Source organism: Halorubrum salinarum (genome assembly GCF_013267195.1).
Taxonomy (GTDB): domain Archaea; phylum Halobacteriota; class Halobacteria; order Halobacteriales; family Haloferacaceae; genus Halorubrum; species Halorubrum salinarum.
Genome location: NZ_CP053942.1, coordinates 215,720 through 230,748 on the forward strand (window position 1 = coordinate 215,720; position 15,029 = coordinate 230,748).

Here is a 15,029-nt window from a genome sequence, read left to right on the forward strand (position 1 = left end):
GTAGGTTTTTATGCGCGGCGGTGGTGAATTAGAAAATGGCCGAGAACGAGGACGCCGACCTGCTCCCGACCGTCGAGTCGTTCGCCGATGGCGTCGACGTCGTCGACAACGTGTACGACCAGCCGGGCATCGAAACGCTGGAGGGGCGGATGGGGCTGCTCCTCCAGGGTGAGGAGATGCAGAGCCACTTCATCGAGATGCCTCAGGGGATGTTCACGCCCGAACACGCCCACGAGACGGAGTCCATCATCATGACGCTCCGCGGGGAGTGGGTGCTCTGTGCGGATGGAGACCGACGGCTCATGACGGCAGGCGACATCTTCCACTTCGGGTCCGGCGTCCCGACGGGGTACGAGGTTCCCCCAGGATTCGACGAGGAGGCGTTGCTGCTCGTCTTCAAGGGCGAACGCTCAGACGGCTCCAGGGCGGGGTTCGTGGAGTATCTGACCGAGGAGATGAACCCACACCTGGAAGAACAACGGGAACAGGGGACGCCGTTCACGTTCGAGGATCTGGCGGCTGATCATCCCGCAAAGGAGTTCGCGGCGTCGCTGGCGGACGAATGACTGGCGGCGGGCCCGACGCGTACGAGGCGTTCCGAACCCGTGTGGAGCGGCTCACGAACGTCAGCCACGCCTCCCGGCTCCTCGACTGGGACCAGCAGGTGATGATGCCCGACGGCGGGACCACTGCGCGGTCCAGCCAGCTGGCTGCGCTGTCCGGCTTGGAGCACGACCTGCTGTGTGACCGAGAGCTCGGGCAGTTGCTGGACGACCTCGAGGGCGCCGACCTCGACCCCGTCGAGGCGGCGAACGTTCGGGAGATCCGCCGACGACACGACCGCTCCGTCAAGGTGCCGGCGTCGCTGGTCGAGCGCACCAGACAGGCCCGCAGCGACGCGTTCGACGTGTGGAACGCCGCGAAGGCCGACGACGACTTCTCCGCGTTCGCGGACACGCTGGCCGAACTCGTCGAGCTCCGGCGGGAGTACGCCGACCACCTCGCCCCCGACAGGGACCCCTACCGGGTACTGTACGAGGAGTTCGAACCGTACCTTCCCTACGACCGAATGGTCGACGTTCTCGACACCCTCCGTGCGGCGCTGCCGCCGCTGATCGACGCGATCCGCGACAGCGACGTTACGCTCTCGAAGCGGGCGCTCAGCGGCACGTTCGATCCGTCGAGACAGGAGGCGTTCGTCAGGGAGCTCCTCACCGATCTGGGCTACGACTGGGAGCGAGGCCGCCTCGACACGGCGGCCCACCCGTTTCAGCGCGGCTCGCAGTTCGACGCCCGAATCGGGACGCGGTTCGACGAAAGCGACCTACTGGACGGCGTCACCAGCACGGTCCACGAGTTTGGCCACGCGCTCTACGTCCAGAACCTCCCGGACGAGCAGTACGGGATGCCGACGGGCGAGGCTCGCGACATGTCGATCCACGAGTCACAGTCGCGCTTTTGGGAGAACCACGTCGCTCGCTCCCGGCCGTTCTGGGAGCGAACGCTCCCGCTGGCCCGGGAACAGTTCGACTCGCTGGCGGGCGTCTCGGCCGACGAGATGTACCGCGCGGCGAACGTCGTCGACCCGGAGAACGTCATCCGCGTGGAAGCCGACGAACTCACCTATCACCTCCATATCGTCGTCAGGTTCGAGATCGAACGGGCACTCGTCCGTGGCGAACTCGAGGCCGAGGAGGTGCCGGCGGTCTGGAACGACAAGTACGAGGAGTATCTCGGCGTGCGCCCGAAGACGGACGCCGAGGGCTGTCTACAGGACGTCCACTGGAGCAACGCCACGTTCGGGTACTTCCCCACCTACTCGCTGGGAAGCGTCGCCGCAGCCCAGTTTCGGTCGGCCTTCGAGGCTGACGTCGGCGCGCTCCCCGAGGTGCTTTCGGCCGAGGGGTTCGATCCCGTCGCGGACTGGCTTCGGGAACACGTCCACCGGCACGGCAAACGGTACCGGACCGACGACCTGATCAAGACGGCCACGGGAGAGCCACTCACGGCCGACCACTACGTGTCAACCGTCGAAGCGAAGTACACCGATCTGTACGATCTGTGAGTGGGCCAAAACTCCCCGTTCGGACCCGACCCTCTGCGGCGCAGCCGGCTCTCATTCTTAAACACATCTCCACAGGGAGAGTGTGTGCCCATTGTTCTGTCTCCCCAAGGTGGGGGTATTCATGGACGAATCCTCCGGCAGGGAGAACCGGATCGGTGACCCGAGCGACCAGTGGCGAACGTATCAGGGCGCGCCGACCGGCACCGATATCGAGTGCGAGGGCTGGCGCCAGGAGGCGGCGTTGCGACTGCTGAACAACAACCTCGACCCAGAAGTCGCCGAGGACCCCGAGAACCTCGTCGTCTACGGCGGGACAGGCCGAGCGGCGCGGTCCTGGGACGCTTACGACGCCCTCCTCGAAGAATTCCGGAACCTCGCCGACGAGGAGACGTTACTCGTCCAATCGGGCAAGCCGGTCGGGAAGTTCACGACCCACGAGCGCGCGCCGCGGGTACTTATCGCGAACTCGAACCTCGTCGGCAACTGGGACAACTGGGACCACTTCCACGAACTGGAGGCCGAAGGGAAGATCATGTACGGGCAGATGACCGCCGGCTCGTGGGCCTACATCGGAACACAGGGCATCATCCAGGGGACCTACGAGACGCTGGCGACCGCGGGCCGCGAGCACTTCGACGGCACCCTCGAGGGAGCCATCGTCGCCACCGGGGGGCTCGGCGGCATGGGCGGGGCCCAGCCGCTGGCCGTGACAATGAACCATGGCGTCTGCATCGCCGCCGAAGTCGACGAGGACCGCATCGACCGACGGCTCGAGACCGGTTACGTCCAAGAGAAGACCGACGACCTCGACGAGGCTATCGAGGCAGCGTCGGCCGCCGCCGAGCGCGGGGAGGCTTACAGCGTCGGCGTTCACATGAATGCCGCAGACATGCTCGAGGGAATGCTTGAGCGCGGGTTCGTCCCCGATATCGTCACGGACCAGACATCGGCCCACGACGAACTCGAGGGGTACTACCCGGCCGGCTACACCGTCGACGAGGCCGACGAACTCCGCCAATCCGACCCCGACACCTACGTCAAGAAGAGCATGGACACGATGGCCCGCCACGTCGCAGCAATCCTCGAGATGCAGGACCGCGGCGCCATCGCGTTCGAATACGGCAACAACATCCGCGGCCAGGTCGAGGACCACCGCGGGTCGGTGACCACGTCGACGGGGACCGAACACGATCCGTTCGACTTCCCGGGATTCGTCCCGGAGTACATCCGGCCGCTGTTCTGCCAGGGGAAGGGCCCGTTCCGCTGGCTCGCGCTGTCGGGCGAGGAGGAGGACATCTACCGGACGGACGAGGCGGTCAAGGAACTGTTCCCGGAGAAGTCGGCGCTCCACCGCTGGATCGATCTCGCACAGGAGCGCGTCCAGTTCCAGGGCCTCCCCAGCCGCGTGTGCTGGCTCGGCTACGGGGCGAGCGAGACGCCGGTGGCGTCTCGAAACGGAGGCGGTGAAACCGCCGGCGACAAGGAGCGGCTGACCGAACGGGCCCGGTTCGCGCTCCGGATCAACGAACTCGTGCGGGAGGGGGAGATCGCGGGCCCGATCGTCGTGACGCGGGACCACCTCGACGCCGGCAGCGTCGCCAGCCCCAACCGGGAGACCGAGGCGATGAACGACGGCACCGACGCGGTCGCGGACTGGCCGATCCTGAACGCGCTGCTGAACACGGCCGCGGGCGCTGACATCGTCAGCGTCCACGACGGCGGCGGCGTCGGCATCGGCAACGCCATCCACGCCAATAACCACGTCGTCCTGGACGGCACTGATCTGGCTGCTGAGAAGGCCGAACGCGTGTTCACGACGGACCCGGGCATGGGCGTGATCCGCCACGCCGACGCCGGGTACGAGGAGGCGATGGACGAGGCCGACCGATCGAACGTTCACGTGCCCCTCCCCGACTCATGACTGGATTCACCGACCCCGAGCCGTGGCAGAGGCCGTCGTCGGACCCCAACGACGAACAGTTCGGCGACATCGTGCGCTCGACCACCGTTGAGGATGCCGACGAGTACGACGCCGTCCTCCTCGGCGAGCCGTACGACGGAGCCGTCGTCGGTCGGACTGGGGCTCGCGAGGGGCCGGCAGCGATCCGCGACGCCCTCGCCGCGACGAAGACCCACCACTTCGAGGGGGGACCGATCGACTGTGTGGGTGACATGGGCAACGTGGACGCTGACTGGACGGACTCCGTGTCGGACGTACAGCGGGCGGTCGAGTCGGCGGTCGCGCCGCTGCACGACGCCGACACCCTTCCGGTGTTCCTCGGCGGCGACAACTCGGTGACGGTGCCCAACGTCGCACCCCTCCTGTCGAGAGATTCTGTCGGCGTCGTCAGTCTGGACGCCCACCTCGACTGCCGGAAGATCCGGGACGGGCCGACGAGCGGGACGCCGTACCGCCAGCTGTTCGACCGCGGCCTCGACTCGCTGGCCGTCCTCGGCGCCCGCCACTTCGAGACGAGCACGCGCTACCACGAGTACCTCCGCGAGCAGGGCGGAGAAATTCACTCAGCCCCGGCAGTCGGCGACGGTCCGGAGGATGCCGCGGCGACGGTGCTGTCGAAACTCGCCGCCGTCGACACCGTCTATGTCAGCCTCGACGTGGACGTGTTGGACGCCGCGGCGGCCCCTGGCGTGAGCGCGCCGACGCCCGGCAGGCTCACGTCACGGGAGCTGTTCGCCGTCCTCGGGCGACTCGCGGCCGACGACCGGGTCGCCGGGTTCGAGGTCGTCGAGTGTGCACCGCCGCTGGATCGCGACGGGCGGACGGTGACCGCAGCCGCTAGAGCGATCGCGCAGTTCCTCGCGGGGGTGGACCGATGACGGTCGACCTCCTGCTCCACGACGCCAGCGAGGTTCTTGTCGACCCGGACGAACAGCTCGAGAACGCGAGCGTGGTCGTCGACGACGGCGAGGTGGTGGCCACTGGGCCGGCGACCGAGATCGAGCGAGAGTATCCCCGCGAGAACGCGTCCCGAACGGTCGATGCGTCGGGACGCGCTGTGATCCCGGGGTTCGTCGACTCGCACACCCACGCGCTGTTCGCCGGGGACCGGTCCGACGAGTTCGCGGCGAAATTGCGGGGGAAGACGTACCAGGAGATCCTGGCCGAGGGTGGCGGCATCCACCGGACTGTGGAGGCAGTCCGCGAGGCCTCGCGGGAGACGCTGCTCGACAACCTCCTCGCCGAACTCGACGTGCTGCTGGCCCACGGGACGACGACGGTCGAGGTGAAGTCCGGCTACGGGCTCGACCTCGACATCGAGTTGCTGATGCTCGACGTGATCGCCGAGGCGGACGACCGCCACCCGGTCGACGTGGTCGCGACGTTCATGGGCGCCCACGCAGTCCCCCGGCAGGAAGACGCCGACGAGTACGTGGATCGAGTAGTCGACGAGTTCCTGCCGGCCGTCACCGAGCAAGGCGTCGCGTCGTTCAACGACGTGTTTTGCGACGAGGGGGCATTCACCGTCGAGCAATCCCGGCGTGTCCTCGAAGCCGGCGCCGAGTACGGGCTGACGCCGAAGATCCACGCCGAGGAGCTTGTCCGGACCGGCGCGGCACAGCTGGCCGCGGATGTCGGCGCCGCGAGCGCGGACCACCTGCTGATGGCGACCCGTGAGGACGTCGAAGCCCTCTATGAGGCGGGCGTCACGCCGGTGTTCCTCCCGGGAACAGCGTTCGGACTGGACACCGAGTACGCCCACGCGGACGAGTTCCTCGCGGTCGCCGACGAGATGGGGGTCGACGCACCCGCGATCGCGATCGCGTCTGACCTCAACCCCAACTGCTACGCACAGAGCATGGGCTTCGCGAGCACGCTCGCCTGCGTCGGGATGAAGCTACCGCCGATGGACGCATTGGCCGCCGCGACCGTGGGCGGGGCCCGCGCGCTGAACCGCTCGGACGGGCTCGGGACACTCCGGGAGGGCGCGCCTGCCGACGTCGCGGTCGTCGACGCGCCGACCGCAGTCCACGTCCCCTATAACTTCGGCGTGAACACCGTCGACACGGTGATCAAGGGAGGTCGTGTGGTCCATGAGTGACGTAATTCTCGACGGCGGGTCGCTGACGCCGGCAGCGGTGGAAGCGGTTGCACGGGACGGGGCGACGGTGAACGTCGCCGAGTCAGCCCGTGAGCGTCTCCGCGAGTCGCGGGCCCGCGTCGAGGACGTTATGGCGACCGACGAGGCGGTGTACGGGCTGAACACCGGCTTCGGCTCCCTCGTCAACGAGCGAATTCCGGACGACGACATCCGGAGTCTCCAGACGAACCTGATCCGTAGCCACGCCTCCGGGGCCGGACGGTACCTGACGCCCGAGGAGGTCCGGGCGATGATGGTTTCGCGCGTGAACTCGCTGGTGAAGGGCTACTCGGGTATCCGTGAGGTCGTCGTGGACCACCTCGTGACGATGTTGAACGAGGGTGTCAACCCGGCCGTCCGGTCGCGCGGGAGTCTCGGCGCAAGCGGCGACCTCGCCCCCCTGGCCCACATGTCGCTCGTCCTCCTCGGCGAGGGCGAGGTGCTCGACGGCGACGACCACGTCGACGGCGAGACCGCGTTGGTGCAGGCGGGCCTCGACCCACTCGAACTCGAACCGAAGGAGGGGTTGGCACTCATCAACGGAACACAACTGACGACCGGGCTCGCGGCACTGTTCGTCGTCGACGCCGACCGCGTCCTCGAGGCGGCCGACGCCGCCGGCGCCCTGACAACGGAGGTGACGATGGGCACGACCGCGAGCTGTGACGCCGCGATCCAGGCGGTTCGCCCGCACGACGGCCAGCGCGCGACTGCCGAGCGGATCAAGCGGTTGACGGCCGGCTCCGAAATCGTCGAGTCCCACCGCAACTGTGACCGGGTCCAGGACGCCTACTCCGTCCGGTGTCTCCCGCAGGTCCACGGCGCTGTCCGCGACGCAGTCGGCCACCTGCGGTCGGCCGTGGAGACGGAGCTGAACAGCGCGACGGACAACCCGCTCGTCTTTTCCTCGGACCGCGTGGACAGCCGGTCGAGCGGAGGCGAGTCTGTGGCGGTCCTCTCTGGGGGGAACTTCCACGGCGAACCGCTCGCGCTACGGCTCGATTACGCCGTCAACGCGCTGACCGAGCTTGCCACCATCTCGGAGCGACGGACAAACCGGATGCTCGACCCGAACCTACAGGAGGACCACCTGACGCCGTATCTCGCGAACAACCCGGGTCTGGAGTCGGGTTTCATGATCGCCCAGTACACCGCGGCATCGCTCGTGAACGAACTCAGGTCGCTAGGGTCGCCGTCGACGGACAACACGCCGGTCAGCGGAGGGCAGGAGGACCATGTGAGCATGAGCGGCCAGAGTGCGCTCCACGCGAGAACCGCCGTCGAGAACGCGGTGACCGTCGTCGCCGTCGAACTCCTCGCCGGGACTCGTGCGAGTGAGTTCGTCGACGACGGGCTCGCACACGGGGCTGGAACGGGGACCGTCCGCGAACTCCTTCGTTCGACGGTGCGCCAGTGGGACGGTGACCGACCCCTGGACGATGATGTCGCGGTGGTCGCAGACCTGATCCAGCGTGGTGATCTCGAGACCCACCTCACCCAGCGACTCTCGGAGGATTGAACCTGGACCGCGAGTAATCGGTGTAGGTAGTGTCCAAACTTCATTTTTCACCGTAGTCGATGTCGATACGACTTCGTCGAGGACTCTAACGTGCTCTTATTACGTTATGACGGTAACTGAATAACAGAAACCAATTAAACACACCGTCTGGAGTCATGCCCAATGAGTATGCCTGTCCTGTCTGCCAGAGGGAGCCTCCCAAGCGGTCCGGTACTGAAGTACTATCTGTACAAGGCGACGAAGTCGGTCGAGTTCTACCGGCCGATCATGTATCTCTTTTTGCTCGCCCAGGGGCTCAACTTCACGCAGATCGCGATCCTCGAGGCCATCTACAATCTCACGACGCTGCTCGGGGAGATTCCCACTGGCTACATCGGCGACCGCGTCGGTCGACGCAACAGCCTCCTGATCGGGACCGTCCTGATTTCGGTGACACTGCTTGGAATCGGACTCGCGAACACGTTTCTCTCGCTGGCCGTCCTCTACGTGTTCTGGTCGGGGGGTTACAACTTCAGATCCGGGAGCGAAGACGCGTGGTTGTACGATACGCTCACGGACGAACTCTCGGAGAGAGAGTTCGCCCGCGTTCGGGGGCGGGGAGAGTCGGCGGCCCTCGGCGTCGGTGCGGGTGCGGCTGTCGTCGGCGGCTATCTCGGGAGTATCGACCTCTCGTACCCGTGGTTCGTCGCCGCCGCAGTCACTGGTGTCGGGTCGATCGTGCTGCTGACCCTCGACGATCCGGAGACGTACAAGCAGTCGGAGAGTGACGAGTTGAGCTTCAGACGAACGGTCGAGATCGTCAGAGAGGCGCTGACACAGCGGAACCTTCGTGCGTTTATTCTGTACTACTATGTCCTGTACGCTGCGGTGACGTATCTGGTGTTCGTCTTCCTCCAGCCGATATTTGAGACCGTAGTCGTTGACCTCGGCGTCTCACCAGCACAGGTCGAATCATTACTCGGCTGGTTCTACGCGGCGTACAATCTTGTCGGCGCGGTGCTCAGTTACTACACCGGTTTAATAAAGGAGCATCTCGGTATCCGGACGTGGTTCCTGTTCCTCCCGTTCCTCATCGGCGCCGCGTTAGTGGGAATGTACTTCGTGCCAGTGCTCGCCCTCCCGCTCTTCCTCGTCGCCCGAGGGGTCTCGGACGTGACACGCTCGTTCGCCGGGCAGTACGTCAACAACCGGATCGAGACGCTCGGTCGGGCGACTATCTTGAGCGCGATGGCAATGGTGAGCGGGTTGGCAGTCGTCCCGTTCCAGCTCGGGAGCGGCGTGCTCTCGGACTACGTTTCCCCGCTGTTCGCGCTGGGGATCGGGGGCGGCGTCCTCATCGTCGGCTCGGCGCTGATCCTCCTGTGGGAGAGCCCGGTGAACGACCAGACGGTTCACAGTCGGTGAGACAGCGAAGGTGGTTCGTTCTGACTTGGCGGCGGGCTGATCGATGGCTACCCATCACTGTTCCGATGGTGGTTTTTATTTGTAAACACCTAGCAACCTCGACTACGTATGAGACGACGATACGGATCGTCGAGACACTGCGTGCGCCGCAGCGACGGCCGAAAACGACGCGACGATAGAGATCTGGGGTAACGAGCACTATTATGTGCTCCGGGTCCACGCCCCCGTCGACGGGCTTGTCGATTACGTCGAACACCGGGTCGGGAGCTAGGACCGAGTCCACGACGACGAGCAATTCATTATCACGCAGGACTGGATGAAGTAACACGAGGAGGGGTACATCGAGGCATACGTCCAGCGCCACGGCTGCCTCCTCCCCCACCGATACGGTATGGGAGGGGTATGAAATGCGTACGGGTGCTCGCACTGACGGTGTTCAGATAAGGTTTGAAGGTGAGGCGGTACGTTTTCAAAGTAACTTATGCCCGAAAACGACCGCCTCAGCGGCTGTTTAGACGAGATCAACTTAGAGTTTGTGGAGCGAGAGGCAACACCGCGTCTGTTGATGAAGTTCAGTATTCAGGTCCACCTTGCTGGATTATCTCTTTCGAATACTGTTCGTTTCTTGAGGTATTTGGTGTTAATCGGGTTCGATCCACTGTTCATAACTGGGTTCACAAGGCCGATCTACAGCCGGAATCTGGTCGAAGTCCGAATCACGTTGCGGTCGATGAAACTGTGATTCAGCTTGACGATGAACAGTATTGGCTGTACGCCGCCGTCGATCCCGAATCAAACGATTTACTCCACACAAAGCTTAATCCGACAAGAACGAACGTGATCGCAGATCAGTTTTTCGCAGAACTCCGTGAAAAACACGACGTGGATGACGCGATCTTTCTCGTTGATGCTGCGGTTCCACTTCACCGAGCATGTGAAAAACATGACCTCGATTTCAGATACGAACGACATGGAAATCGGAACAGCGTCGAACGTGTCTTTCGTGAGATAAAACGCAGAACTACCAGTTTCTCGAACTGTTTTAGCAATGCCAAAGCAGAGACGGCTGACGAGTGGCTGAGATCGTTCGCGTTCGCATGGAATCAGCTTATTTGAACACGAGGCTCGCACTCGCAGGCCAGCGGTTGACGGAGTTCTTCCGGGACCTCAGCGACGACTTCGAGGTGACTGTCGACTCGGAGCGGACTATCAACGTCCCAGTTTCCGGATCGCCACTCGTCTGAGAGACTTATCTGTTCCGGATCTTTCCCCGACAGTACGAGGTACTGCTCGCGGCGTGGGAACGGGGGGACTACGAGATACCACGGGAGATTACGATGGTAGAGCTCGCGGAATCGTCCGACCTCGACCGACAAACCGTCGAGAACCACATTCGCCAGACGGAACAGAAACTCGTCGACGCCATCGTCGAACACCTTGCCTGACCCCTCGACATCGCCACTGTCGTCGAAACGGACAGAATCCAGAGCGCTGCGCTACTCCGGTTCTTCGGGTTCGTCGATCCAGTTGTAGCATCGATATAGTTCGCGGTCACTCGTGAGCATTGAGAGCGGCACGAACCCTTTCCCACCCCGCGAGCCGGCGGGTGTCTCCTCGTCTCCGGCGACAAACATGGCCTTCGCGGACAACCGGAAGGTGAGTTCCAGCTCCCCACGATGGTCCTCGCCGGGCTCGAAGACGGCGTCGACTTCCTGCGGGCCGACACCAAGGGTGAGGAACCCGTTGGGTGTCGAGACGCCGAGGTCGTGGCTCCCGAGTGCATCGGCGAGATCCTCGGCGAGGTCGGCCATCTCGTCGTAGTCCACGTCGCGACTGAGGTCGAAGCTCCCGTTTGCCTCGATGCCCCCGTCCTCGAACTCGAGTGTCGGGTATTTGAGGTCCTCCGTCGACTGTGCGTGTCCCGGGTCGTCACCCTTCGAGATCTCGTCGTCGTTACCCACGCTCGTACACCTCCTCGGCGAAGTGACAACGCGACTCGGCGTCGCCGATCTCCGTCACTGTGGGCTCCTCCTCGGCACAGCGGTCTCCAGCGTCCGGACAACGGGTGTGGAACACACAGCCGGAGGGAGGGTCGACCGGGCTCGGTGGGTCCTTCGTGAGGACCACGCGGTCGGATCGTCCCCCTGGTTTGACCTCCGGGATGGCCGAGAGCAGCGTCTCGGTGTACGGGTGACTCGGTTTTTCGAACAGCTGTCGGGTCGGTCCACTTTCCATTATTTCACCCAGATACATTACCGCGACCCGGTCGGCGATGTGCTCGACGACGTTCAGGTCGTGGGCGATGAACAGGTACGTGAGGTCGAGTTCGTCCTGTAGTTCAATGAGGAGGTTCAGGATCTTCGCCTGGACGCTCACGTCGAGCGCAGACACCGGCTCGTCGAGCACGAGCAGCTTCGGGTCGAGCGCGATCGCACGAGCGATCGCCACTCGCTGGGCTTGCCCGCCTGACAGCTCGTAGGGGTAGCGGCTGCCGAAGCTCTGCTGAAGGTTGACAATCTCCATCAGTTGGTTCGCGCGTTCCTCGCGGCGCTCGCGGCTCCAGCCCGCGGCGTGCATCGGCTCCTTGATCGCCTTTCGGACGGTGATCCGCGGGTCGAGACTCCCACGCGGGTTCTGGAACACCATCCCGATGTCCGACAGCGTGGCCCGGTCGCGCTGGGTCGCCGTCGGAAGCGGATCCCCCTCAAATCGGACTTCGCCGTCGGTCGGCTCGTGTAGGCCCGTCACAAGGTTGGCGAGCGTCGACTTCCCGCTGCCGGACTCGCCCACTAGGCCGAGCGTCTCGCCCGGTTTGATCGCCAGCGAGACGCTGTTGACGGCCTGGAGGTACTTCCCCGTGCCGAGCAACTCAGCCAGCACCGAGTCATCGGTCGGGAACTCCTTCGAGATGTCGTCGGCCTCGACGAGGGGCTGCTCCGTGCTCACGAGCGGTTTTCCTCCGATTCGACGCCCGTTCGCCCCTCGACACTGCCGAGGTTACAGCAAGCCACCCGGTGGCCATCATCGACGTTCCGGTCGTGTATCTCGTTCCCACGACACTCCTCGGTTGCGTGCTCACACCGCGGCGCGAACATACAGCCGGTATCTGGGTTCTTCAGGTTCGGCACCTGGCCGTCGATGATCCGGAGTGGCTCCTTGGGCTGGGTGTTCTGTGGCATACAGTCGAGCAGCGCACGCGTGTACGGATGCTGCGGGTTAGTCAGGATCTGTTCGGTCGTCCCCGACTCCATGATCTCGCCGCCGTACATCACCAGCACACGGTCACATACCTCGGCGATGACGCCGAAGTCGTGCGAGATCAGGACGACCGACATCCCAAGTTTGTCTCGAAGCTCCTCGATCCGATCGAGGATCGCAGCCTGGATCGTCACGTCCAGAGCTGTCGTCGGCTCGTCGGCGATCAGTAGGTCGGGCTCGCGGGCCAGCGCGATCGCCAGCGTCGCGCGCTGGCGCATCCCGCCGGAGAACTCGTGTGGGTAGTCGTCGAGTCGCTCGTGAGGATGTGGAATCCCGACCTGCTCCATCAGTTCAGCCACCCGGTTGCGGCGCTCCTTGCGCTCGTTGCTGTCGCTGAACAGCGGGACGTTCAGGTAGTCAAGCAATTTTTGAGAGCCCGGGTTTTCATGGATCTTCAGCGATTCCTCGATCTGCTCGCCCACGCGGAATACGGGGTTGAGCGTCTCCATCGGGTCCTGGAACACCATCGCCATCCCGTCGCCCCGGATCCGGCGGATCGCTCGGTCGTCGGCCTCGGTCATCTCGGTCCCGCGGAACCGGATCGACCCCTCCGTGATGGTGCCAGGGTCCTCGAGGCGGACCAACGAGAGCGCATTGACGGACTTCCCGCTGCCGGACTCGCCGACGATGCCCACGATCTCTCCCTCGTCGACAGTGAAGGAGACGCCGTCGACGGCGTGGACGGTCCCTTCGCGCGTATTGAATTGCGTGTGGAGGTTGTCGACCTCTAGGACGGGCTCGTCGCTCATCATAGGCCCTTCCCCTCCACGTTGCCCACGTCACGCGGATCCAGCACGTCGCGTAGCCCGTCGCCGAGCAGATTGAACCCAAGCACCAGGATCATGATGGCCAGCCCAGGGAAGTTGACGATCCACCAGGCGGTCGTGACGTAGTCTCGGCCGCCCGCGAGCATCGTCCCCCATTCGGGCGTCGGCGGCTGCGCGCCGAGGCCGAGGAAGGAGAGCCCCGCAGTACCGAGAATCACGTACGCCATGTCCATCGTCGCCAAGACGACGACCGGCGTGACTACGTTCGGCAGGGCGTGGCGAATCAGGAGTCGCGGCGTGGAGACGCCCATGAGCTGGGCGGACTGCATGTACTCCTTCTCCTTAACCGAGAGTGTCTCCCCGCGGATGACGCGGGCATACTGCGTCCAGCCCACCACCGCGAGGGCGAGCATGATGTTGTTGAGGCTGGGCCCGAGGATGCCGGCGACGACGAGCGCCAGCAGCAGCCCCGGGAACGACAGCAAGACATCAACTAGCCGCATCAGCGCCTCGTCGATCCAGCCGCCGAAGTAGCCCGCGGTCACACCGACGACCGTCCCGATGGACAGCGTGATCGCGACGACGGTCACGGCGATTCGTAGCGAGATGCGCGCGCCGTACAGCACCCGGCTGAAGATGTCCCGACCCAGTTGGTCTGTTCCCATCGGGTGGGCGAGCGAGGGGGCGGCGAGTCGGTTCAATAGGTCTTGCTCGGTCGGCGAGTAGGGCGCGATTGAGAACGGCTGGATCGGGATCGACCAGTCGAAGACAACGATCTTGATTGGTGCCGCGAACACAGCCGCGAACACGACCAGCGACACGAAGAACAGCCCCGCCAGGTTCAGCCGGTTCGAGATGAACTGCTTGGTCTTTCTGGAGTTCCAGAACGATCGCGCGACTTTGCCGATCCGCCCTGGATGGAAACTGCTGCGCTCCCTGTGCTCGCTCATTGGTTCCCCCCCTCGAAGGAGATCCGCGGATCGACAAAGCGGTAGGTGATGTCGACCGCGAAGTTGGTGAACACGAAGATAGCCCCGATCACCAGCACGACTCCCTGCACGACCGGGTAGTCTCGGCTGAAGATCGACTGGATGAGGAGGTTCCCCAGCCCCGGCCGCTGGAACACGATTTCGATGACGACGGCGCCGTTGAGCACGTAGCCGAACTGTAGCCCGATGATGGTTATCACTGGGATCAGCGCGTTCCGGAGGGCGTGTTTGTAGACGACGATGCGTTCACGTAGCCCCTTCGAGTGTGCTGTCTGGATGTACTCCTCGTCGAGCACCTCGAGCATCGACGACCGCATCAACCGCGTGATGATGGCCGCCATCCCCGTCCCGAGGGTGAGCGCGGGCAGCACGAGGTGATCCAACCCCCCTACCCCCGCGACAGGGAAGATGTCGAGGTGGACGGAGAACATGATGATCAGCAGGTAGCCCAACCAGAAGTTCGGCATCGAGATTCCGAGCAGCGCACCAAACTGGCTGAGGTAGTCAGGTGGTTGCCCCTGGTGGATGGCACTGATAATCCCCGCTGGTATCGAGATCGCGACAGCAACGACGATACCCGCGACTGCGAGTTCAAGTGTCGGTATCGCTCTGTTCAGTATCATCGTACTCACCTTCGTCTCTTGGAAGTATGACTCCCGGAGGTCCCCGGTGGCCACGTCGGCGAGCCAGTTTACGTACTGGATCGGGAGCGGGTCGTCTAGCCCGTGCTCCTGCCGGAACTCCTCGACCGCCTCTTCAGAGGGCGACTGGCCACCCATCTGCTGGCGCATGATCGTCTCGGCGGGATCACCCGGCGTCACAAACATCAGCCCGAACGTGATAACTGAGACGCCGAATAGTACCAGTAACAACGTCGCAGACCGTCGAATTAGAAATTGTAGCATTTGTTTAAGTACGCTCGAAGCC

The 15,029-nt window shown here is 64.1% G+C and carries 14 protein-coding genes and 1 pseudogene; 10 read left to right on the plus strand and 5 right to left on the minus strand.

Annotated elements, in window-relative coordinates; translation table 11 throughout:
- The first annotated feature begins 35 nt into the window (after window positions 1-35).
- From HPS36_RS15915 to HPS36_RS15960, 10 genes and pseudogenes are all read left to right on the plus strand, one after another.
- The gene (locus tag HPS36_RS15915; RefSeq protein WP_173230942.1) at window positions 36-566 is read left to right on the plus strand and encodes a cupin domain-containing protein; all 531 of its coding nucleotides are present in this window, start codon (window positions 36-38) and stop codon (window positions 564-566) included.
- Entirely contained in the window at window positions 563-2,065 is a 1,503-nt protein-coding gene (locus HPS36_RS15920) for a carboxypeptidase M32 (RefSeq protein WP_173230943.1), read from the plus strand. Before HPS36_RS15915 ends, HPS36_RS15920 begins: the two co-directional genes overlap by 4 nt.
- A gap of 121 nt (window positions 2,066-2,186) precedes the next feature.
- A complete protein-coding gene (hutU, locus tag HPS36_RS15925; protein ID WP_173230944.1) occupies window positions 2,187-3,986 on the plus strand; it encodes a urocanate hydratase in 1,800 nt (599 codons plus the stop codon).
- Window positions 3,983-4,903 (plus strand): formimidoylglutamase, encoded by a 921-nt coding sequence (gene hutG / locus HPS36_RS15930; RefSeq protein WP_173230945.1) that lies wholly within the window; start codon window positions 3,983-3,985, stop codon window positions 4,901-4,903. Before hutU ends, hutG begins: the two co-directional genes overlap by 4 nt.
- The gene (gene hutI / locus HPS36_RS15935; RefSeq protein ID WP_173230946.1) at window positions 4,900-6,126 is read left to right on the plus strand and encodes an imidazolonepropionase; all 1,227 of its coding nucleotides are present in this window, start codon (window positions 4,900-4,902) and stop codon (window positions 6,124-6,126) included. The genes hutG and hutI overlap by 4 nt, the downstream gene beginning before the upstream one ends.
- Complete coding sequence (hutH, locus tag HPS36_RS15940) at window positions 6,119-7,684, plus strand: histidine ammonia-lyase (protein ID WP_173230947.1); 1,566 nt, start codon at window positions 6,119-6,121, stop codon at window positions 7,682-7,684. The genes hutI and hutH overlap by 8 nt, the downstream gene beginning before the upstream one ends.
- Before the next feature lie 162 nt (window positions 7,685-7,846).
- Window positions 7,847-9,088 carry an MFS transporter gene (locus HPS36_RS15945; protein WP_173230948.1) on the plus strand — a complete coding sequence of 414 codons (1,242 nt, stop codon included), beginning with the start codon at window positions 7,847-7,849 and terminating at the stop codon, window positions 9,086-9,088.
- Between the two features lie 481 nt (window positions 9,089-9,569).
- A pseudogene (locus HPS36_RS15950) lies at window positions 9,570-10,204 on the plus strand (IS6 family transposase).
- A complete protein-coding gene (locus tag HPS36_RS15955) occupies window positions 10,162-10,332 on the plus strand; it encodes a hypothetical protein (protein WP_173230838.1) in 171 nt (56 codons plus the stop codon). The pseudogene HPS36_RS15950 and the gene HPS36_RS15955 overlap by 43 nt, the downstream one beginning before the upstream one ends.
- Window positions 10,333-10,350: 18 nt before the next feature.
- On the plus strand, window positions 10,351-10,533 hold the full coding sequence (locus HPS36_RS15960) for a helix-turn-helix domain-containing protein (RefSeq protein ID WP_268898309.1): 183 nt from the start codon (window positions 10,351-10,353) through the stop codon (window positions 10,531-10,533).
- A 51-nt stretch (window positions 10,534-10,584) separates the two neighbouring features.
- Here the strand turns inward: HPS36_RS15960 and HPS36_RS15965 are convergent, their stop codons facing one another.
- From HPS36_RS15965 to nikB, 5 genes are read right to left on the minus strand one after another with little or no spacing between them, the layout of a single operon-like run.
- Complete coding sequence (locus tag HPS36_RS15965; protein WP_173230949.1) at window positions 10,585-11,049, minus strand: hypothetical protein; 465 nt, start codon at window positions 11,047-11,049, stop codon at window positions 10,585-10,587.
- Window positions 11,042-12,034, minus strand: coding sequence for an ABC transporter ATP-binding protein (locus HPS36_RS15970; protein WP_173230950.1), 993 nt, complete (start codon window positions 12,032-12,034; stop codon window positions 11,042-11,044). The genes HPS36_RS15965 and HPS36_RS15970 overlap by 8 nt, the downstream gene beginning before the upstream one ends.
- On the minus strand, window positions 12,031-13,098 hold the full coding sequence (locus HPS36_RS15975; RefSeq protein ID WP_235681774.1) for an ABC transporter ATP-binding protein: 1,068 nt from the start codon (window positions 13,096-13,098) through the stop codon (window positions 12,031-12,033). Before HPS36_RS15975 ends, HPS36_RS15970 begins: the two co-directional genes overlap by 4 nt.
- Complete coding sequence (gene nikC, locus HPS36_RS15980; RefSeq protein WP_173230951.1) at window positions 13,095-14,063, minus strand: nickel transporter permease; 969 nt, start codon at window positions 14,061-14,063, stop codon at window positions 13,095-13,097. Before nikC ends, HPS36_RS15975 begins: the two co-directional genes overlap by 4 nt.
- On the minus strand, window positions 14,060-15,007 hold the full coding sequence (nikB, locus tag HPS36_RS15985) for a nickel ABC transporter permease (RefSeq protein WP_173230952.1): 948 nt from the start codon (window positions 15,005-15,007) through the stop codon (window positions 14,060-14,062). The genes nikC and nikB overlap by 4 nt, the downstream gene beginning before the upstream one ends.
- Window positions 15,008-15,029 lie beyond the last annotated feature (22 nt).

What these genes read in the sequence shown, in the direction of transcription:
- HPS36_RS15915 (WP_173230942.1), top strand. Translation starts at nt 36, where the DNA reads ATGGCCGAGAACGAGGACGCCGACCTGCTCCCGACCGTCGAGTCGTTC.
- HPS36_RS15920 (WP_173230943.1), top strand. Translation starts at nt 563, where the DNA reads ATGACTGGCGGCGGGCCCGACGCGTACGAGGCGTTCCGAACCCGTGTG.
- hutU (WP_173230944.1), top strand. Translation starts at nt 2,187, where the DNA reads ATGGACGAATCCTCCGGCAGGGAGAACCGGATCGGTGACCCGAGCGAC.
- hutG (WP_173230945.1), top strand. Translation starts at nt 3,983, where the DNA reads ATGACTGGATTCACCGACCCCGAGCCGTGGCAGAGGCCGTCGTCGGAC.
- hutI (WP_173230946.1), top strand. Translation starts at nt 4,900, where the DNA reads ATGACGGTCGACCTCCTGCTCCACGACGCCAGCGAGGTTCTTGTCGAC.
- hutH (WP_173230947.1), top strand. Translation starts at nt 6,119, where the DNA reads ATGAGTGACGTAATTCTCGACGGCGGGTCGCTGACGCCGGCAGCGGTG.
- HPS36_RS15945 (WP_173230948.1), top strand. Translation starts at nt 7,847, where the DNA reads ATGAGTATGCCTGTCCTGTCTGCCAGAGGGAGCCTCCCAAGCGGTCCG.
- HPS36_RS15975 (WP_235681774.1), bottom strand. Translation starts at nt 13,098, where the DNA reads ATGATGAGCGACGAGCCCGTCCTAGAGGTCGACAACCTCCACACGCAA.
- nikC (WP_173230951.1), bottom strand. Translation starts at nt 14,063, where the DNA reads ATGAGCGAGCACAGGGAGCGCAGCAGTTTCCATCCAGGGCGGATCGGC.
- nikB (WP_173230952.1), bottom strand. Translation starts at nt 15,007, where the DNA reads ATGCTACAATTTCTAATTCGACGGTCTGCGACGTTGTTACTGGTACTA.